Source organism: Pseudovibrio sp. Ad5, from assembly GCF_001623095.1.
In the GTDB taxonomy this organism is placed as follows: domain Bacteria; phylum Pseudomonadota; class Alphaproteobacteria; order Rhizobiales; family Stappiaceae; genus Pseudovibrio.
The window spans coordinates 1-18,756 of sequence record NZ_LMCH01000055.1; the positions used below are offsets into that span (position 1 = coordinate 1).

Consider the following 18,756-nt stretch of genomic DNA (forward strand, 5'->3'; position numbering starts at 1 on the left):
AACGCAGAACTATTCAAAACCGACGCTTGCGCTACCACGCACAAGCCGCTTAACATCAACACGCAATTGGGCCAGACACTCCACTAATCGAAAGCCAATTTTGTCCAACTATCTTTGACGACGGACACGAGGTTGAACTGCTCAAAGCGTGCAAATCTGACTTCGCCCAGACGTGAGCCTGTAAGAAGGCATAGGCGGATCACATCAGCCCCGCGTTTGTCTTTGCTGTTCTCGAGCGCATCAGACAGACGGTTGATCTCAGCAAGTGACAAGAACCGCTCGCGGGCATTCTCTAGCCTTTTGTGGAACCCTTGCGCTGGGTTATCAGGACGCATCTTCCACTGCACCGATAGATTAAACATTTTGCGTAGGATCTCGCCGAGACGATTGGCTCGAATAGGTTTGGATTTTGGTTTGCTTCGGCGTTTGAGTTTCTTTGCGGGACGATGTCGCCCAGCGGCCACGTTGCTGAGCAGCTTGTTGACATCCGCAGGTGAAATCTCGCGCACCAGAAGGTTCTTCCACTGTGGCAGCACCAGCTTACTCAGCATGGAAATCTGGTCTGCCTGATTGCGGGCGGCAAGTTTGGGTAGGTGCTCATCGATATAACGCTCAATAAGATCGCTTACGCGCGGCACAACACGTTCTGCTTCCCGGTTGCCCAACGGGTCGTAATCAAGCTCAATCTCCCGGCGGATGGTTTTGGCTCGCTCTCGTGCTGCGACTACACTCCAGGCCGGCCATTGGCCGATGGTGTAGCGACGCTGGCGGCCATTGACGCGATAGGACACGTTAAACGCCTTGGTACCGGACTTGTAGATCACCAGTGCAAAGCCGGCGACCACGCTGTCAAACAGCTGGTATTGCCGAACTGTGGGCTTTGCAGTGCGAGCAATCTTTTCTGTAAGGCGCTGACGACTTGGCACAATCCATTCCCCCTCACATAACATCCAAGTAATGCGTAGTGTGCCAACTCTTGCAAGATCCAAGTCTCCTAGTATGGCGCACTCACACTTGCAGGAAAGCCTAATAGAAGCCGGTCTTGGGCGTATAGGCGCTCAAAGGCAATGAAAAGTAGAAGGGGTGCGCATAAGACGCCAGACCAGAAGAAAAATCACACCTGCGAAAGAACTGGAAGATGACAGTGACAAACCAGGGCCGCCAGCTTCATCTAGGTTGCATATCAAGCTCAATCCTGAGCGATCTTCATCTGAAAGGTTGATTTTCGCTGGCTGGGGTCGCCAGCCGTTCTTCTGGAAGGAGCTGTTTTGAAGGGCATTTAGGGTGCGAAGGGCCTCTGATACGGCTCAAAGAGCGCCTTGCCTTTGAGGGGCTGTTCCGATTTTCCCTTATATATCAAGGTCGGGCCATTTTTTGGCTTAGGTTGGGCCAAAAATGGCCAGCTTCTTTTTATAATGTTTTCAATGTGTTGCGCTAAGTTCGTGGATCTGTTGTGGGGCTCCGGGCCATTTCTGGCCCGAGATCGCTTCCCTCTCCACTCAGGATTTATGTCAGAGTAGTGTGCCTGGCAGATCCATTTTCCCTAGTTGTTTCAATAGTATGTGTTCGTTCCTGCATTGCGTTGAGGAGACTTAATCCGACTTGGCATGCAAGTTGCAATTGTGTTGGTACGCAGCTGCAGACTGGTGTCTGGGGCTGTGGCCCATTGTTGTCAAATGGGGTTCATTTATTTGTTTTGCTGCGTCTATCCGCAAACGGAGGGCGCTCACCAGGAGCATACTATGCCAACACCCGCTTATATCACCATTGAAGGGTCAACTCAGGGACCAATCACTCAAGGCGCGTTCACTGAGGATTCCGTCGGTAACGTGTGGCAGGAAGGTCATGAAGACGAGATCATGGTACAGGCCATTGATCATACCGTCATCATTCCGCGTGATATCCAGTCCGGTCAGCCAGCTGGTCAGCGCGTGCATACGCCGTTCAAGTTCACCTGCTCCATGAACAAGTCCATCCCGCTGCTGTATAATGCGCTGGTCTCCGGTGAGATGCTGCCTAAATGTGAAGTCAAATGGTACCGCACCAATTCTTCCGGCAAGCAGGAGCATTTCTTCTCCACCTCCTTTGAAGATGCACTGATCACCAACATCGAGTGTGGCCTGCCGCATTGTCAGGATCCGAAGAATGCTGACTTCACTCAGCTGATCACCATTGAGCTGTCATACCGCAAGATCATGTGGGAACACACAGTCTCCGGCACATCTGGTGCTGACGACTGGCGTGCACCTGCTGCTTAAGCCTTCCTTCCTGATGGGAATGGAAGTCAGATCCGGGCCAGCTTTGGCCCGGACACTGTCTATGGTGGAGTTAGGCCATGGGCAGTCTTTGATTTGAGCCTGATCTGCGGAGTTGGAATATGAAGTTTGTCTCTGGCAAAGCCTCAGCGAAGCGCGGCTACCTGCGCAGCTTCTTTCGCAGCTTGTTGTGGCGGCGGCGCAAGGTGGAGGCGATTGCAGAAGCAGCTCCCAAAGAGTGCGATCCGGCAGGCACGGCGCATGTGGTCTTGCAAGGCCGTGACCGGCCTGAGCGCTCATCAGATGCTCTGCACGAAGATCTGTCTGAAGAGCTGGAGATCCGGGGCTTTCTGGATCAGTTTCCAGGTCACCGCTTGATGGTCAAGCCAGGGGATCAGCCCCACAAGGAGATATTCTGATGGTCTACCCGCTGGCGGAACAACGCATGGCAGCAGAGCTGATCAATCCACGCCAGGATGAAGCAGTGGTGATGGACATGGAGCTGTTCGCACAAGCCGTGGTAGACGCCCATCAAAGCCTAGGAGCAACAACAGGTGGTGCGCTGGATCTGGCGAGCCTGCCAGTGCTGCTACGCGACATGAAGGGTGGTCAGACACTCTTGAAGGAAATTGGTTTGCAGGGGCGCTATTACACAAAGGTAGTGAATGGCAAGACATACGTGGTGTTTAAGGGATACTCTGCCCTGCGTGAGACCTTAAAGGGCACACGGTATCTGTCCACTTCCCCCAAAGTCGTCGCCTTTGGCATTGGCCCGGAGGCACTAAAATCAGCAGGTAGGTCAAACGCAGTCATCATGATCACCTGTTATGTGGCGCTCGATGTGATGCAGTTCATCATGAGTGATGAGAAGCTCTATCATGAGCTGTTTGCCAACATCATTACAGATGTTGCCATTGGCACCGTGGCTTTGGCTGCAGGGACGCTGGCAGCTGGTTGGCTGGCTGGACTAACTGTGATTGCGCTTCCCGCCCTTGCTGTTGCTGGAGGAGCGATCGTTGTTGGAATGATCGCTGGTATTGCTTTAACCGAACTCGACAAGGCGTTTGGTATCCGGGAAAAACTTGGCCAAGCTCTGTACTGGACGGGTAAGGCAATTGCCCATGGAATTCAGGAGACAGGGCGGATCATTCGTGAAGCACAAATTTCCATGCGCCAGAAGGTGGAAGAGTTTGAACGCCGCAGCAATAGTTTCTTGTATCGGCTAGAGCGTGAGATCATCTGGCACTTTGGCGGTTCGGATCTGTATAACCAGATCTACCGGAGGTAGCGATGTTTGACTGGTGTTTTGACCGCATTGAGAAATCCGCAAATTGGCTGGCTGCTGATCTCAAACGGACACATGTTGCAATGCTGGTTTTGGATTGTCTGGTTGTTTTCCTGTGCTGGATCATCCTCTCTGATATCTTTCTTTTATTCGGGCATGCTCAGGACCTTCTGATTGTCCCGCGCGGAAAGACTCAATGGGTTCTTGCAGGGCTTTGTCTTCCTGTTCTCCATTTCGCTCTTACTCCTTGGGGCCAAAGATGGATCAAACGCTCAGCCAAAAGCTTCTCAGCAGCATTCTTAATCATTGCTGTTGGCGGGGCCTTTCTTGGGGTTGTGATCACCGACTATGCCCGTACTCAGGCTATCGCAGCTGGATACCGCTCCTGTGACCAAACTTTTTTGAATGACTTTCAACGCAAGGACGAAACGCTGGTGGCTCCCGGTGTGTTGTGTCCGCCAACCTCTGTTGCTGGCAAACCCTATCCACCGCCAGCGGTGAGGCCCTAACGAGCCTCCCAGACCATTCTCAATTCTTATAGTTCCTTTGTTTTTTCTTTTGCCAGTGAGTTTGTTATGAATGCTATTGTCCAAATCCCGCAGCTCTTTCAACAACAAGATCTGGCCTTCACCTTTGCAGCTCCTGCGCAGCCCAACGCGGAGTTGCTGGTCACCGGGTTCTCGGCAACAGAGCGCCTTAACGGGCTCACGCAGATCCAGATTGAGCTAGCCAGTCCTGACAACGCGCTGGACTTGCATGGCCTGCTGGATACGCCTGCCACGCTGACCATTCATCACAAATACGAGGGCCTGCGCCATCTCTCCGGAGTGATTGCGGAGATTGCTCGCGGTAATGAAGGCCATCATCGCACCAGTTACTCACTCACGCTGCTGCCCAGCCTGCACCGGCTGGCCCATGGCTCTGACTGCCGGATCTTTCAGAAGAAGAGCGTACCCGAGATCGTCAAGATCCTGCTTAAGGAGCACGGCGTAGAGGATGTGAAGTGGGATCTGACCGAGCCTCATGAGGCCCGTGAATATTGCGTGCAGTACCGGGAAAGTCACTTAAGCTTTCTAGATCGTATCACCGCAGAGGAAGGCATTTGGTACTACTTTACCTATGGTGCCAACGGCCAACATACCCTGCACTTCATTGATAACCCGCAGATTGTCTCGCAGCTGTCAGACCAAGCGAGCCTGGAATACAACGCCATGGCGGGCGGGGCGGTCAAAGGCGTTTATTGCAACAGCTTTGTCCTGCGTGAGCAGCTACGCGCCACCAGCTTCATGCAGCGTGATTATTCGTTCAAGAACCCACCTTACAACCAGCAGCACACCCATCAGCGCGGTGAGGACAACGGTTCAGCTGGAGACTATGCGCTCTATGAATATCCGGGACGTTACAAGGCAGATGGCGTCGGCAAGCCGTTCACAAAACACCGGCTGGAAGCTGCTCGCGTAGAAGCCACCACAGGTCATGGCGCCACCAATGCCATTCACCTGATGGTGGGCCATCAGTTTGCGCTCACAGACCACCCGAACAGCGATTACAACATCAAGTATCATTTGCTGTCCGTCTCGCATCAGGGCAGTCAGCCGCAAGCGGTGGCGGAGGAAGCGGGCAGCGGCACCACCACTTACAGCGCCGGGTTTGAAGTCATGCCCGCGCGTCTGCCATACCGGCCCAAACTGCACCAAAAACCATTGGTGGACGGCCCGCAGATTGCCCATGTGACCGGCCCTGAGGGCGAAGAGATCTACTGCGATGAACATGGCCGGGTCAAAGTCTGGTTCCCCTGGGACCGCCACGGCAAGAAGAACGACACCTCCTCCTGCTGGATCCGCGTTTCCTCCAACTGGGCCGGCACCAGCTGGGGGCACATCGCCATCCCCCGCATCGGCCACGAAGTCATCGTAGACTTCCTCGAAGGTGACCCCGACCAACCCATCATCACTGGGCGGACGTATCACAACAACAACAAGTCTCCTTACCAGCTGCCAGACCACAAGACCAAAATGGTCATCAGATCCGACAGCCATAAAGGCGAGGGATTTAATGAGATCTCGTTTGAGGACCAATCTGGTCAGGAACAGATCTATGTTCATGCCCAGAAAGACCAGGACATTCATGTCGAGAATAACCGTGCCAAGCGTGTCGATGTGAACCAGTCAGAAAGCATCGGCCACAACAAATCCATCGAAGTGGGCAACAGCCACCACGAAGTCATTGGTGGCAATATGACGTTGATGGTTGGCCCCAACAAGCTACAGCAGTTTGTTACCGAGAAGTTCAAATCCGTAGAAAAAGCCCTCGGCAAGAAAATCGGCGGCATTGCCGGAACCCTTGGCAAGTTCGGCCTCAACATGGGCGAAGGCAATCTGGTTATCGCAGTTGGTAAAAACAAAGCTGAGACTGTGATGGTTTCTTCGTCTGAAGTCATCGGCGGAGCGAAAACCACGGCAGTTGGTGGTGGTTATCAGTTGTCCGTTGGGGGCATTGAGAACAAATCAGTACTCATGGGAGCCTACGAAGAGGTTGGTCAGAACAAGACGATTGTTGTCGGCAAAACCTTCGAGATTGTCTGCGGCAAATCCAAAATCGTCATGGAGGAAGCGGGCAACATAAAAATCGAAGGCGTTAACATCAGCATCAATGGTTCTTCGCAGATCGTCCAGAAGGGCGGCAAAATCAAGCTGAACTAAGGGGCGTCAGATGCGCAGATATGATGATGGTGAATTTGTTGCCAAAGAACCGATACGTCGCAAGTTGCGAGATCAGTATCGGAGCAAGTTTTTTGCAGACGCTGGTGGGAAACCTCTGAAAGATCCCTTCGATTACGACCCTGATCCTAAAGCCCAACATGGGATCGTGTTGGGCCTCATTGATAAGGCCATGGATCTCCAGGAAGGTGATAAAAGTGCTCTTGTCGCGATGAAGTCCGATATGGTGAGTTCATTACTGAGCGTCCCTGTTGTTGGTGCAAGCAAGGTCGCACGCCCCGTCCTGGATGCAACAATTACACCAGCTATTGGCACAAGTCATTTTCTAAACCTCTTTGGAGGGAAGAGTAATGACTGACTCTGATTTCCACCTTCCAGACACGCAGCCAGGTGGCATGCATGTTGACGGTCAATCCTGTATCGGTCACGCGGCGGATCGTGCCAAAGAATACGCAGCCACAATTCACTTTATCGGCCTACTTGCTTGTCTTACTGGCACACCTGAAGAGCAGGAAGAGGCGCGTGCGCTTGTCAGACAGGCCATTGAAGAATTTGGACTACCGACAAATTTAAGCTCAGCGCGAGATGCGGAAGTAGATACTCGCAGAGCCTATGAGCGAGCCCGCGCAGAACACGGGCTTGCAACAGCATTGGGTGACACAGCGCGTGCGCGTGCAGCAAAGCTGGCTGAAGAGAAGGCTTATGCCACTTACCGGCAAGCCTATGACCACCGTACAGCTGTCATGCATGGAAGCTTCAACGCTTTTTTTGAAAACCTTTGGACATCGTTCAAGACGATTTATCAAGATGCGATTACTGCCATTGATAACGGCACCTGGAAGGTTGCTCTATGCAAGGCAGCTGTCGATGCTGGATATGCCGTCACTGAAGAAGGCATTGCGCTGGCCCTTGTGGGGTTAGGGCTGGGAGTTGCGGCTTTGACGCTCAAATTCGTCGGGCGCGTCGCAAAACCTGGATCAAACCTTGTTAAGGTCTTTGTTCGCAGTGAACGGAACTTTCTGAAGCAAGACAGTTTTGATCCTTCGAAACCAGCGGTTGTTGAGAAAAGTGTTGGTGACATCGACACGTCCACTGACCTTTCAGATGCAGAGAAAAAACTCTTAGGGTCAGATAATCAGGGCACGACCGCGCCGGACCGGGACAAAGGTGCTGCCGAAGCGAAGGGTGGTGGGGAACAGCAATCAAACGATAATGATGCAGAAGACAAGAAAAACAAAAAGTCGCGCTCAATAGAGGAGCTTCTGCCAGATGGTAAGGTACCGACACTTACAAAAGGATTCGAAAAGTGGTTTGATGAATTAAGTCCAGATGAGTTAGATAAGTTATGGGCTATTCCCAAGCATCACAGAGCGATTAAACGGCAAATGCTAAACGGGGGGGAGAAGCATGAATGGTTAAAGCGCTCTCAGTTGCCAAAACTAAAACGGCTTGGTTTTAGTGCTGCGGAAGTTATGGATTGGACTTCTCCAACTAAACTCACTGAGGGGCCAGATCCAACTCGCCAACCCGGCGAGCGTTGGCGTCACAGTAAAGAGGGAGGAGGGCGTGGCTCTGGAGTTGGTTCCAAGAAAATGCATGAGTCCCTTGATGAAATAATTGAGACTGCAGAAAGTAGGCAAGAACTTCTGCGACGATTAGGTTATTGGGCAAATTCTTGGCTGGATAATGGAGTTGATAGCTTTCCCGATAAACTCAAAGAGGCGATAACAACAGCAGGTGGCGGATAAAAGGTATAATTAAATGGGAATGCTAGAAGATTGGAAAGAATATCTGAATGGTTCTAGCCATTTTGATGCAGATGATTTTGCTGCACTATTAACAGACACTGCAGACATTGTGTCGCCAGAAGAGGCATTTAAGGCGCTTAAAGACAGTCTTAGACTAATAGAAAAAACAAATAAATTGAGGCTTGATTGCAGTTTTACGGGATTGTACTTCGTGCAAAATGAGGAGAAGAAACTCGATAGGCAAGAGATACATGATCTAGCGTTAAGTTATAGGGATAATATAGCAAATTTCTTACTTGCAAAGAATGAATCTGAATTGGCATCTCAAGTAAATATAAGTAATATTAAGTATGTTGAAGAATATGAAACTTATCATAATTTGCGTGGTGATCGAAGTTTGCCATGGCTAGGTATCAATGATGAGATGTCAAATTATTTTGGAGACTACCTAGATCAAGATGAAAGATTCTACGGAGTAGAAGAGGCGATTTTACATCTTACCATGTCTCCCGAAATTACAAGATATTTGATGCAAGAACTCGTGGGCTTCCCTGTAGACCATACACCTTTCTATAAACTGTGGGTTGGTGGTGGTAATGTTGCCTTCATGGAAGGGGAAATCATTTTATTGAGCCCTACCAGGTAGGTCTAAGTTTGCTGTTTTGAGGTTTAGATGCCAGCTGCCTATAGAAAAGGCGATATTGCCGCGGGTCATGGGTGTTTTCCGCCTACGCCTTCCTCTGCCGGAAGCCCTGATGTGTTTGTAAATGCTATTGCTGTGGTGCGTGTCGGTGACGGCGTTATTCCGCATGGTTGCGGCAATTGTCCACCTCATCCTCGTTCCATGTCCGCAGGATCTGGATCCGTGTTCGTCAATGGCCGTGCAGTGTGTCGAGTGGGCGATGCTGTTGGGTGTGGTGGCTCTGCTTCCGCTGGATCGGGGGATGTTGAAATTGGTGGCTGATCAAGACACATCAAAGCCTGGAGTATTTGACTTAGGAGAAGGCCTCACACCGGTAGATATATGGCAAGGCCTTCATGCCAGCGAACCTCTCTGGATTGCGTCTGCGGGCGTTGAGGGCGGCAAAGAAAATCAGACCCGTATTGACGAGACAGATCTAAGCCTTCTGAAGAAACTAGGATCCTTCCCTGCGAAAAGATGGGCTCAGATGTGTGATGGCATCGGCTGGACGGCGCTCGGCGCGGTAGCATTGTCCTGGTGCCAAAGTTCTAACGATCAAGCCTTCAAAGTCGCTTGGTCGAGCGCAGTGAACGATGAAAAACTCAGTGATAGTCAAAAGCGGGCATTAAAGTTGGCAAAGGCTTACGATTAAGACGGTACTCGGTGCACCTGAGTTAATGTCTCAAGAGTATCCTGATCACCTTGAGGTCCTGTCCCAGTGTTGGGATGAAGGAAACGTAAGTTCTTGAGTCAACACCACGTCAACATTAAAGGCACAGTTGTAAAAGCCTGATGAGACAATGCTGGGGGCCAAGTGGCATATGTTCTTCTAACGGATTGGGATGAGATGTAGTTTCTAATTGGCTTGCGGAGTTAATATATTCCACGTACGCTACTAATGCTCGATTGAACTATCATTCGTAGGCGTAGCCAACAAGCCAGGCGCTTAACTGAGCGGCAATGGCTTAGTCAATGCGTATAATGCTGGCGTTTGCTGCGATGCGGAAAATTGAAAATGCATGTGGCTGTTTCAAGGTGCAACGGGCCAACTCTGGACATTCGAGCTATTCCCCTAGGGTTTTAGATTTTGCCCATAAATTGCTGTCTACTATTGGTTTTTGGCTCATCTCTCACTGTTATCTTCGCAAATATGGTCACAACACTCCATTATTCAAATCAAATGATCAGTCTATTACCCCCCCCCAAAAAAAATAGACAACCCTGAGCCTGTTTACCTTTCTAAACTTTGCGATCATCAAAGCAGTCGATATCGATAGCGTCTAGCTTTCCCTCAGGTTCCACGCTCACTTTTCAGAGTGTAAGCAGCGTTTGCTGTGATCTGAACAAATATAGATGCCTTCAGAAAGGAACGTTCGTACTAATAAGGCTCGGTCAATCTCTAGCGGTTTCCAATGCTGGTGATCGACGGCTATGCATTAGGAAAATACTGGCATAGACCAGTAGCCCGAGAGTTGGCATAACAGTCAAAAGCCAGAGAGCAGATTGCACATCATAGTTAAACCAGATGTATCCCAGTAACGCGGGGAAGACTATACGTGCGCCACTCACTGTAAGGTCAACCAATGCTAGGAAACGACCCTTACAATGCTCCGGTGCATTCTTCGAGACGTAAGCCGGTAGAATAATGGAGTAGATGATTTCTCCAAGAGACCAGAATGTAATCCCTAGTAGCAATGCCGTCGTGTTGAACCCGATAACGATCGTCAGCATGCCAACAACCCAGAAGCAAGCAGATATAACCATCATAAGCGGCTCACTACGGTCTCGTATCAAACGCTCGACAATGAACGATGCGCCAAGGACGATTGCTGCATTCAATGTGTAGACAGCACCAACCATTATCTCACTGGTATGAAATACGTTTTTTAGCAATAACGGCACCAGATACTCCATGCCGAATAATACACCTATTAGCAGGATACCGGACAAGCAGAATACCGTAAGCGCTGGGGACGCAATGAGAAGTTGTATTAAGCTTTGGTTATTCTGCGTTTGCTGGGCTTTTTGCTGACTACCACCGATTGTTGCTTTTAGTCCAAAATATATGAGTAACAAGCAAATCGTCTTGGATAGAATGTCGCCATAAAATACAAGCTCAAATGAGCGCACTGCAAGCACACCACCGAGTAATGGCCCAAAAGCCATGCCTAAGTTTTTGAAAACATAGTCATTAGCATAGGCAAACTGCCGTTGCTCTGTAGAAGACAATTTGGCGATCAATAGACTACCAGCTGGCCCGTACATCCCCATGCCAAGTAGTCCGACAAAGAGAAAAAAAGTATAAGCATAAGGAGATGCATTCTGGGTCATCAGGCCCCAATAACCGATGATATTGATAGAAAATGATAAGAGAATAACTCCTTTTGCTTGCCAACGGTCGACTAGACTGCCGCTCAGCAGATTACCCAGGATCATTCCCAAGCTACCAACTGACAGCATAGTGCCTGCAGCAGCGACAGATAAACCGCGCCCATTTACGAGATATAGGGTGAGGAAGGGATAGACAAACATACCCAATCTATTCACCAGCGAGCAGAGGAAAATGAAATATAGTTGCCGGGGTAACTGTTGGAAGTCTTTGGCTATAGTAAACATATCAGTTACCTACTTGGATCTGGAAGGCTTCGCGAATGTTTCGAAATTTCTGGGCGACCCCTGCAAAATCATCGCCATGACAAATGTAATAGCCCAGCACTTCATAGCAATGTTCAGCCTCTTTCAGAACATCTCCCTTCTGCGCCCACACTTCGGCTTCAAGGACTGAAGGTAACGCGCGTATGGCGTCACTGTCACTGATCTGTGTTATAGAACCTGTAACCAGAGTGGAAAGGTATTCGGCACCAAAACTTGTCGTGTAGTCTTGGGTGATATGGGCTTCTTCATTAAGATCAAGCCTGACCCATTGTTCTACCAGATCAAATCCGTAGGCATGGTTGATAAGGGAAATTATGGGGCCCCCACCACAGCGAGCAGCAGACTCGCCGAAGTAAATTTCTCCATCGTCAGTAAGATAGAACTCAGTATGAGCAACACCTGTGTGCATGCCAAAATGATTTAAGAGGTGTCGACATTGCGCAAGAATGTCTCTCTGCTCTATATTTTCACCCTGGCCGAGGGTGATAACGCCTTGGTGTTGTCCTGACTCTTTATAGTCAATAATATTGTAAGTATACTGCGAAAGATTGTCGAAAACGGTCTCACCATTCTGCACTAAGCTATCGATAAAATATTGAACTCCATGAATATATGCCTCGACACGGTAATCATGGCGTTCATTACGAATTTTCTTCCAAATTTCCTCAAGTTGCTCCGGCGTTTCAACCTTAAAGGTATTACCGCAGCCATAACCGTCATATGGTTTGATAATTATCGGATAACCGTGTTGTCCTGCGAACTCATCTAAGGTGGCCCTTGTATGGGGAACGCAGCAATGAGGTGTTTTAAGGCCGAGTTCTTTAGCACGCTGTTGCATCACGTTTTTATCTCTAAAATGGATGCCGGCTGCTGGTCGTAATCCGACAATATTATTGTCTTCCCTGCACAGACAAGCAGTGTAAACATCTTCATCGTGGAAAACAAAAATACGTTCGATCGCTTCCTTAGAGCAAATCTCAGCCACTCGTGCACGCACGTCGGGCACTGAACTCAAGTCAATAAACTCATATGCCATGAGCTTATTGAGCATGCTTTTCGGTGGCGTGCTTCCAGAATGGAACATAACATGCAAAGAATATTTCAGATCCTTTATAACTCTCACGAAATTGTCGAGATATTTAAAGTGCATGGCAACTTCACCACGAAAAAATATTACGATCTTTTTCATAATTTAAAGAATCCTATTTGAAATCTATATTAAGTTACAAAATTTATTAGTTTACCAATCTCACCAATACTGGGAGACCAATCTGCCCTACAGCCTGTCGCCAATCTGGATCGCACTCCAATTAGAACTCTCCTGAATATAGGCATCAAACGCACTTGTCTTTTGTTTTTCTTGACAAATTAGCGCAATGGCTCGTAGTCAATTGTATTTCTAATCGTGTACTTGGTATGCGTACATAGAAGTCAGCTTAAGTTAAGCTAGATGAATCGCTCTAAAGTAACTCTCAATAAGATTAAAATAAATAACCAAAAAGACAATCTTATATTGAAAGCAAAAACATATAAGCGTGTAGATTAAAAAAATGCAACCCAAAATATTAGCAGCAAATAGCCTCAACCCACGAGCTAAAGGCTTTCTGATCGCCTCCCTATGAGTTGATTACTGTGTGCAAAAACTAGAAAATGCCTGCTTTGATGAGTTAAATTACTTATTTATCAGATGAAGTCCATACAGAGTTCATGGATTACTTTAAAATAGCATGAAATTTAGTATCTGGTGGCCTGATCCTGTCTCATAGCGTTCATTGCCATTATTCTTAATTCATGGAGCGACGGCTTTGTTATTTTTCAATGAACAAGGCCAAGCTATTTAGAGAACTACCTCAATGTAATATATGTATAAAAATCCTCTTTATATAATAATATATTTAATGTTACTTATTTTAATTAATCTAATGCACGTATATTGTTAATAATATCGAATTTTGTATGAATAAATATTTCTCATTATATAATATACTTCTAGTAATTGATTGATATGAGTTAATTTTGTTAACATAAGTGCAATATTAATAAATTATACTTTGAGGTTATACATGGTTGATCTTCGCATAGGTGATGAAAATCTTTTAAATACACGCTTTAAATACATGGCACGAAACACAATTGATTACTGGATGGTCCCAGATAGTAAGAAATTAAGTGAGACGGAAATAGTTCAGTGTATTTCCGCAGCTCCAGTAACTGATGAAACAACATTCCAGCTGTACCTTCACATCCCGTTTTGCGCCCAGAAATGTTCATTCTGTGCATTCTCCGGAGGCAATACTCTGGATTTCGCTAATGCGGGTGAATATATTGACCTGTTGATTCAGCAACTCCGCAAGATACTGCAAATTACGCCCACTTATGGTCAAAAACGTATTCGTTCCATACACATTGGAGGCGGGAGCCCAGATCTGGTGCGTAGCCATATCGGAAGACTTTTAAGTTATGTACGTTCGCTAGAGGGTATGGATGAAAACACGGAGATCGCAGTTGAATGTGCTCCAGCAACAACCAAACCTGATTTTCTGGACGAACTGATTATTCATGATGTGACAAAGCTCAGCTTCGGCGTGCAAAGCATCAATCCAGATATCAGGGCTAATATCCGTCTGCCGCGATCAATGCGTAAGGTAGAAGAGTTATGTGAATACGTTGGTGGCAAGATTCCAATCGTAAATACCGACTTTATCACCGGTTTGCCTGGTCAAACACTTGCTGATGTTGAAGCGGATTTGGATTATGCTTTGAAGCACCCCATCATCAATGCTGTCAGTACATACCTACTGACACCAGGTGCAGCGCCATCTTTGGTTGCGGATGTGAAAAGCGAAAAGGTGCCTCATGTGCCAACGCACAAAGAACAAGCAATCATGCGATTGCATTCCTACAGTACTCTGCAGCAGTCAGGTTGGGTTCGTTGTGGAACAAACACTTATGTCGACAAAGCTTCCGTTAGTAAGGAAATCATTGATCATTTGCCGGGCAACGAATGTATTGGGGCAGCACATTACGATACGTTTCTGATTGCCGCTGGTGCACAGGCTATCGGTTCAGCACCAGGTGTCCGGTTTGAAAACACTGTAGATATCAATCATTGGAAAGAAGCTGTGCGTAATGGTGAATTTGGTTTCAACCTCAGAAAGTCAGCACTTCATCACCAGAAGGACATGTCTTTGTGGACGTTCCCATTGTTTTATGAAGGGCTGAGAAAAGATCGCCTTCAAGCAATGATTGATGCCGGAGATGTGGATGAAGCACAGCTCTCTACTCTACAAGATTTGATCAATGAAGCGCTTGTCATCGAGGGACTTCATGATTACCGACTTTCGATATTGGGAGAGGTTTTCATGGGCCACATAGTAAGGCTCTTGAAGAAAGAGGAAGGCCAGAAAATCATTGATGCATACATCCATGAAGGCTTCAAGATTGGTGAGGCGATTAACGCTGGTGTAATCGATCATGACAACACTGCGAATAATCGTCAGAGCGTCGTTGAACGAATTTAGGTGAGTACGGAATAGTTTATCTCATACTTTGTTATTTTTCCTAAGTTGATAATCCTTGGCTCCTTCTGCTTTTTCTAGAAGGAGCCAAGCAGAATAGCCATTCCTAACCGTGCATTGAAACCATCTGAAAAATGCGAGGCTGCAGCATATAGAGCTTAGATCCGTCCTACAGCACAATTTTGCCAATTATCGCCGCGTGTAATTGGCCACGCAAATGTTTACTCTCGTTCGCAAACCTGTTTTGCCCTAGTGGAAGGCGAGTGCACTTTCTTGTCTTTCCGCACTTTTAAGTGGGATAGCAACCAGGAATAGTAAGAGCGCCTCAATAATCAAAGGTCAACGCCAGTGCGAATGTCCGCGATTTGAGCATAAGTAACAAACTGTTGAATCTGGGCTAGTACCTGATTATTGATATGATATATTTAAATTAACTGACGCAACGGAGATTCTATATTTTACTCTTGCCGTAATATTAAATTTTCCTTTCAGCGTCGACGATACATAATCGTTGGTTCATCTCTGCTTCACCAAACGTTGCGCTCTATAGTGTTTCGGGGTTTGGTTGAATTTAGCTTTGAACCAGCGGGAGAAGTGGCTGCTGTCGGAGAAACCGCATTCATGGGCGATTTGGGTGACGGTTCGTTTTGAGTTCATGAGGCGCCAGCGAGCATGCTGGAGGCGCATGTCACGCCAGACTTCTTGTGGTGTGGCTTTTGCATGTTCAGTAAAAGCTCTGTTCAGTTGCCTGACGGTGGAACCCAGCATTTCGGCAAGCTTTTCTGTTGTGTCTGGGTCTCTCAGCTTCTGACGCATGATTTTAATGGCCTGTTCCACACGCCAGTTTCCGCATTCCTCTAAATCTTGATAGGGAAGCCGCCCAATCTCATGTGCTGATCGATGCTCGTCTACAACGAGGGCCGTCAGGCCTTTCATTCCACGAGAGCGTCCACAGTGCTTAATCAAAATTTCTACTGCAAGGTCAATCGCAGCAGTTCCACCAGGGCAGGTCAGGATACTTCCATCGCGGACATATAGCTCATTTTCTACGGGCTCTACCTTTGGAAATTGTTGCGAAAAAAGCGGGCGATGGTGCGCGTGAATTGCGGCCTTTCTACCGTTAAGGAGGCCTGCCTTGGCTATGATAAAGCTACCAGTGCAAAGTCCGATAAGTTCTGTCCCTTTGGCGTGAACGTCTCGCAAGAATGCATAGGTTTCTTCTGGAATCTGTTCCATTTGTTCAAGTTGGCCGCCGACGATGACGACATAATCATAAATCCCTGCTTCCTCAAACGTCTTCCATGGCATAACTGCAAGACCAGAACTTGATGCTACGGGTTCCAAATCATGACTTAAAACATCCCAATGGCAGAATACTTGTCTACTTCTATCAGCTTCATCTGAGGAGTGACGCACAGCATCGATAAATCCTGCTAGCGGCAGGATTGTAAACGCCGGAGCGAGAATAAAGGCAAAGCGAACGTCTGGTTCAATCTGTTCATCTGTGATGTGAGGGCTTAGCAAGCTGATACTCCCGAATCTGCAAGTAAATGTCTTTTTTGTTCTATTATTAGCCTGTTACGTACTGCATTTCTCCTTAGCTAACAAGGAGGGCATATGCGCTGGAATAAATCTGTGACGGTAATTGGTGCACACGCTGAAGGGGAAGTTGGGCGTGTTTTGACGGGTGGAGTACTGAATGTTCCCGGAGCTGATATACTTGAGAAGATGGAGTACCTGAAGGCCAATGATGAGCTTCGTCAGTTTGTAAATCGTGAACCTCGCGGTTGTGCTCAGATGACAACGAACCTCTTGCTACCTCCATCACATTCGGAGGCACATGCTGCGTTTATACCCATGCAGGCAGATGGGACGCATGCCATGTCTGGATCCAATGCAATGTGTGTGACAACGGTGTTGCTGGAGACTGGCATCTTGTCAATGCATGAACCTGAAACGACAGTTGTTTTGGACACTGCGGCTGGACTGGTAAAAGCAGTTGCGCACTGCAAAGAGGGACGTGTCGAGCGAGTGTCCTTGGATTTCTTCCCAGCATTTGCTGAGTATCTGAATGCTCAGCTTGAGGTAGAAGGACTGGGAACGCTCACGGTGGATGTTGCGTTTGGTGGTGTTTACTACGTACTGCCAGATGTAAAACAGCTTGGGTTTCGTATTGGGCCTGATGTCGCGCAAGATATGGTTGTGCTCGGAAACAAGATCAAAAGGGCAGCCCAGGAGCAGCTCACAGTTCAGCATCCAGAGATTGAGAACTTCAACAGTGTCGAATTTTTGATGTTTACTGATATGATTGATGGAAAGCAGAGCTCATACCGCAATGCTACGATTATGCCACCAGGACGTGTTGATCGCTCACCATGTGGAACCGGTACCGCTGCTCGTCTGGCTGCCATGCATGCCAAGGGATTGATTGAACCCAATCAGCAGCTCGAAATGCGATCCACGATCAACTCTCGTTTTGAGGCTTCTATTCTTTCTGAGACGAAAGTGGCTGGGCAACCCGCAGTTATTCCTCGTATCTCTGGGAGGGCCTGGATCTATGCAACCATGCAGTTGGGAGCTGATCCAACAGATCCTTACCAGTTGGGTTACACCATGGCAGACACCTGGGGAACTGGCATCGACCATGTTATTCCAGGTGCGCTAGACTAACGGGTGAACAACTCAAACGTAAAGTTTCGGATGGGGGAAGTTACTGAATGTAATTCCCCTTAATCCTGTCTGCTACGTTCTCCAAAATGACTTAAATGTTCTTTTATAGGGTGCTATCAGTCTCTTATTCTCAGGGTGATCTCACAATCGAACTAATGAGGGAATTTAACTTGGGAGGATTGAACTTGGTTTTTAAATTGCGGAAAACAGCTGCGGTTGTGTTGGCGACGGCAATGACAATTGGGCTTTCAACGTTTGCGGTTGAAGCAAAGACAACGCTTAGACTATCTCACTTATCACCTCCAGGCAGTGACATGGATAACTGGGCTAAGGACTTTGCAAGTCGCGTTTCGGAAGCTTCTGATGGCCGCGTAAATCTTCGCATTTTTCCTGCAAGCCAACTAGGTGATTGGGAGGAAGTTTATGAGCAGCTGAGCCAAGGTTCTGTTGATCTGGCAATTCAGTCAATCTCAACGAAATTTGACTCGCGACTTTCTCTTACATGGTTTCCTTACACCGCAGTTGACTATGACAGCGCAAAAGATGCCTGGAACAATGGTGGCTTTCTCTTCAATATCGTGAATGACCTCGTAAAGCCGCAGCAAATTCAGGTTTTAGCACCTTATGCAAACGGCTTGGGCGGTTTGGCTGTTGGCAAACCTGTCGATGATCCGAAAGATCCGAATGCGGACCATAGTGAGCTCAAGATTCGCGTCTGGCCATCGGGCGTGGGTACGCACAAGCCGCTGCTGGAGCGTCTGGGGTATTCAACAACCACAATGCCTTGGGCGGAACTCTACACTGGAGTGCAGACCGGCGTAATCGACGGAATGGTTGGTGGCGTTCCTGAAAATGCGGTTCGTGATTGGAATGGTGTTGTCGATACATGGTTGCAGATCAACGATCATTTTGAAATCAACTGGTTGCTTTCATCAGCCTTCTCCATGGCTCAGTTACCAGAAGAAGATGCTGCCGTGTTGAACGAGATAGCTGCCCAGATGGCTACGGAGCGCTTTAACGCCGTAGAAGAAGCTGACAACCGCTACCTTGAAGAGCTTAGCAAGAATGGTGTGACTGTTGTTACCTATTCACGTGATGAGATCGAAAACATGGCAAAAGCCGTGCGCGTTGATGCATGGCCGAAGATGAAAGATCAGATCGGCGACGAGCTCTATGAGCTGCTTGAAAGCCGCTACTCAAACTAATGAGTTTCGAAGACCGGA

17 protein-coding genes are annotated in these 18,756 nt (G+C 48.0%); 13 read left to right on the forward strand and 4 right to left on the reverse strand.

Features of this window, described 5'->3' with window-relative positions; all coding sequences use genetic code 11:
* Nucleotides 1-83 precede the first annotated feature (83 nt).
* Nucleotides 84-926 (reverse strand): tyrosine-type recombinase/integrase, encoded by an 843-nt coding sequence (locus PsAD5_RS14415; RefSeq protein ID WP_063292628.1) that lies wholly within the window; start codon nucleotides 924-926, stop codon nucleotides 84-86.
* A gap of 816 nt (nucleotides 927-1,742) precedes the next feature.
* Between PsAD5_RS14415 and PsAD5_RS14425 the strand changes: the two genes are divergently transcribed.
* The 10 genes from PsAD5_RS14425 (at nucleotide 1,743) to PsAD5_RS14465 (ending at nucleotide 9,342) form a co-directional block, all read left to right on the forward strand.
* Nucleotides 1,743-2,258 carry an Hcp family type VI secretion system effector gene (locus PsAD5_RS14425; RefSeq protein ID WP_063292630.1) on the forward strand — a complete coding sequence of 172 codons (516 nt, stop codon included), beginning with the start codon at nucleotides 1,743-1,745 and terminating at the stop codon, nucleotides 2,256-2,258.
* Between the two features lie 119 nt (nucleotides 2,259-2,377).
* Nucleotides 2,378-2,674 carry a hypothetical protein gene (locus tag PsAD5_RS14430; RefSeq protein ID WP_063292631.1) on the forward strand — a complete coding sequence of 99 codons (297 nt, stop codon included), beginning with the start codon at nucleotides 2,378-2,380 and terminating at the stop codon, nucleotides 2,672-2,674.
* Entirely contained in the window at nucleotides 2,674-3,543 is an 870-nt protein-coding gene (locus tag PsAD5_RS14435; protein WP_063292632.1) for a hypothetical protein, read from the forward strand. Before PsAD5_RS14430 ends, PsAD5_RS14435 begins: the two co-directional genes overlap by 1 nt.
* Nucleotides 3,544-3,545: 2 nt before the next feature.
* On the forward strand, nucleotides 3,546-4,049 hold the full coding sequence (locus tag PsAD5_RS14440) for a hypothetical protein (RefSeq protein WP_063292633.1): 504 nt from the start codon (nucleotides 3,546-3,548) through the stop codon (nucleotides 4,047-4,049).
* Between the two features lie 66 nt (nucleotides 4,050-4,115).
* Complete coding sequence (locus PsAD5_RS14445; protein WP_063292634.1) at nucleotides 4,116-6,242, forward strand: type VI secretion system Vgr family protein; 2,127 nt, start codon at nucleotides 4,116-4,118, stop codon at nucleotides 6,240-6,242.
* A 10-nt stretch (nucleotides 6,243-6,252) separates the two neighbouring features.
* On the forward strand, nucleotides 6,253-6,618 hold the full coding sequence (locus PsAD5_RS14450; RefSeq protein ID WP_063292635.1) for a hypothetical protein: 366 nt from the start codon (nucleotides 6,253-6,255) through the stop codon (nucleotides 6,616-6,618).
* Nucleotides 6,611-8,008, forward strand: a complete 1,398-nt coding sequence (locus PsAD5_RS14455; RefSeq protein WP_063292636.1) for a hypothetical protein — start codon at nucleotides 6,611-6,613, stop codon at nucleotides 8,006-8,008. Before PsAD5_RS14450 ends, PsAD5_RS14455 begins: the two co-directional genes overlap by 8 nt.
* A 13-nt stretch (nucleotides 8,009-8,021) precedes the next feature.
* Nucleotides 8,022-8,654, forward strand: coding sequence for a hypothetical protein (locus PsAD5_RS14460; protein ID WP_063292637.1), 633 nt, complete (start codon nucleotides 8,022-8,024; stop codon nucleotides 8,652-8,654).
* Nucleotides 8,655-8,681: 27 nt separating this feature from the next.
* Complete coding sequence (locus PsAD5_RS27675; RefSeq protein ID WP_063288927.1) at nucleotides 8,682-8,972, forward strand: PAAR domain-containing protein; 291 nt, start codon at nucleotides 8,682-8,684, stop codon at nucleotides 8,970-8,972.
* Nucleotides 8,965-9,342 carry a hypothetical protein gene (locus PsAD5_RS14465; RefSeq protein WP_084405979.1) on the forward strand — a complete coding sequence of 126 codons (378 nt, stop codon included), beginning with the start codon at nucleotides 8,965-8,967 and terminating at the stop codon, nucleotides 9,340-9,342. Before PsAD5_RS27675 ends, PsAD5_RS14465 begins: the two co-directional genes overlap by 8 nt.
* A 740-nt stretch (nucleotides 9,343-10,082) precedes the next feature.
* On the opposite strand, the gene PsAD5_RS14470 is transcribed toward PsAD5_RS14465, so the two are convergent.
* Nucleotides 10,083-11,306, reverse strand: coding sequence for an MFS transporter (locus PsAD5_RS14470; protein ID WP_063288961.1), 1,224 nt, complete (start codon nucleotides 11,304-11,306; stop codon nucleotides 10,083-10,085).
* A 1-nt stretch (nucleotide 11,307) separates the two neighbouring features.
* Nucleotides 11,308-12,534, reverse strand: coding sequence for an ATP-grasp domain-containing protein (locus PsAD5_RS14475; RefSeq protein WP_063288960.1), 1,227 nt, complete (start codon nucleotides 12,532-12,534; stop codon nucleotides 11,308-11,310).
* Nucleotides 12,535-13,408: 874 nt separating this feature from the next.
* Between PsAD5_RS14475 and PsAD5_RS14480 the strand changes: the two genes are divergently transcribed.
* Nucleotides 13,409-14,866 carry a radical SAM protein gene (locus PsAD5_RS14480; RefSeq protein WP_063292639.1) on the forward strand — a complete coding sequence of 486 codons (1,458 nt, stop codon included), beginning with the start codon at nucleotides 13,409-13,411 and terminating at the stop codon, nucleotides 14,864-14,866.
* Nucleotides 14,867-15,379: 513 nt separating this feature from the next.
* Here the strand turns inward: PsAD5_RS14480 and PsAD5_RS14485 are convergent.
* On the reverse strand, nucleotides 15,380-16,387 hold the full coding sequence (locus tag PsAD5_RS14485) for a GlxA family transcriptional regulator (protein WP_063288958.1): 1,008 nt from the start codon (nucleotides 16,385-16,387) through the stop codon (nucleotides 15,380-15,382).
* Nucleotides 16,388-16,480: 93 nt separating this feature from the next.
* Between PsAD5_RS14485 and PsAD5_RS14490 the strand changes: the two genes are divergently transcribed.
* Together PsAD5_RS14490 and dctP are read left to right on the forward strand one after the other, a co-directional pair.
* On the forward strand, nucleotides 16,481-17,533 hold the full coding sequence (locus PsAD5_RS14490) for a proline racemase family protein (RefSeq protein WP_057465072.1): 1,053 nt from the start codon (nucleotides 16,481-16,483) through the stop codon (nucleotides 17,531-17,533).
* 185 nt (nucleotides 17,534-17,718) lie between these two features.
* Complete coding sequence (gene dctP, locus PsAD5_RS14495) at nucleotides 17,719-18,738, forward strand: TRAP transporter substrate-binding protein DctP (RefSeq protein ID WP_063292640.1); 1,020 nt, start codon at nucleotides 17,719-17,721, stop codon at nucleotides 18,736-18,738.
* Nucleotides 18,739-18,756: the final 18 nt, after the last annotated feature.

Excerpts from the sequence above, each read along its gene's own strand:
- PsAD5_RS14425 (WP_063292630.1), top strand. The coding sequence starts at position 1,743 with ATGCCAACACCCGCTTATATCACCATTGAAGGGTCAACTCAGGGACCA.
- PsAD5_RS14430 (WP_063292631.1), top strand. The coding sequence starts at position 2,378 with ATGAAGTTTGTCTCTGGCAAAGCCTCAGCGAAGCGCGGCTACCTGCGC.
- PsAD5_RS14435 (WP_063292632.1), top strand. The coding sequence starts at position 2,674 with ATGGTCTACCCGCTGGCGGAACAACGCATGGCAGCAGAGCTGATCAAT.
- PsAD5_RS14440 (WP_063292633.1), top strand. The coding sequence starts at position 3,546 with ATGTTTGACTGGTGTTTTGACCGCATTGAGAAATCCGCAAATTGGCTG.
- PsAD5_RS14445 (WP_063292634.1), top strand. The coding sequence starts at position 4,116 with ATGAATGCTATTGTCCAAATCCCGCAGCTCTTTCAACAACAAGATCTG.
- PsAD5_RS14450 (WP_063292635.1), top strand. The coding sequence starts at position 6,253 with ATGCGCAGATATGATGATGGTGAATTTGTTGCCAAAGAACCGATACGT.
- PsAD5_RS14455 (WP_063292636.1), top strand. The coding sequence starts at position 6,611 with ATGACTGACTCTGATTTCCACCTTCCAGACACGCAGCCAGGTGGCATG.
- PsAD5_RS14460 (WP_063292637.1), top strand. The coding sequence starts at position 8,022 with ATGGGAATGCTAGAAGATTGGAAAGAATATCTGAATGGTTCTAGCCAT.
- PsAD5_RS27675 (WP_063288927.1), top strand. The coding sequence starts at position 8,682 with ATGCCAGCTGCCTATAGAAAAGGCGATATTGCCGCGGGTCATGGGTGT.
- PsAD5_RS14470 (WP_063288961.1), bottom strand. The coding sequence starts at position 11,306 with ATGTTTACTATAGCCAAAGACTTCCAACAGTTACCCCGGCAACTATAT.
- PsAD5_RS14475 (WP_063288960.1), bottom strand. The coding sequence starts at position 12,534 with ATGAAAAAGATCGTAATATTTTTTCGTGGTGAAGTTGCCATGCACTTT.
- PsAD5_RS14480 (WP_063292639.1), top strand. The coding sequence starts at position 13,409 with ATGGTTGATCTTCGCATAGGTGATGAAAATCTTTTAAATACACGCTTT.
- PsAD5_RS14490 (WP_057465072.1), top strand. The coding sequence starts at position 16,481 with ATGCGCTGGAATAAATCTGTGACGGTAATTGGTGCACACGCTGAAGGG.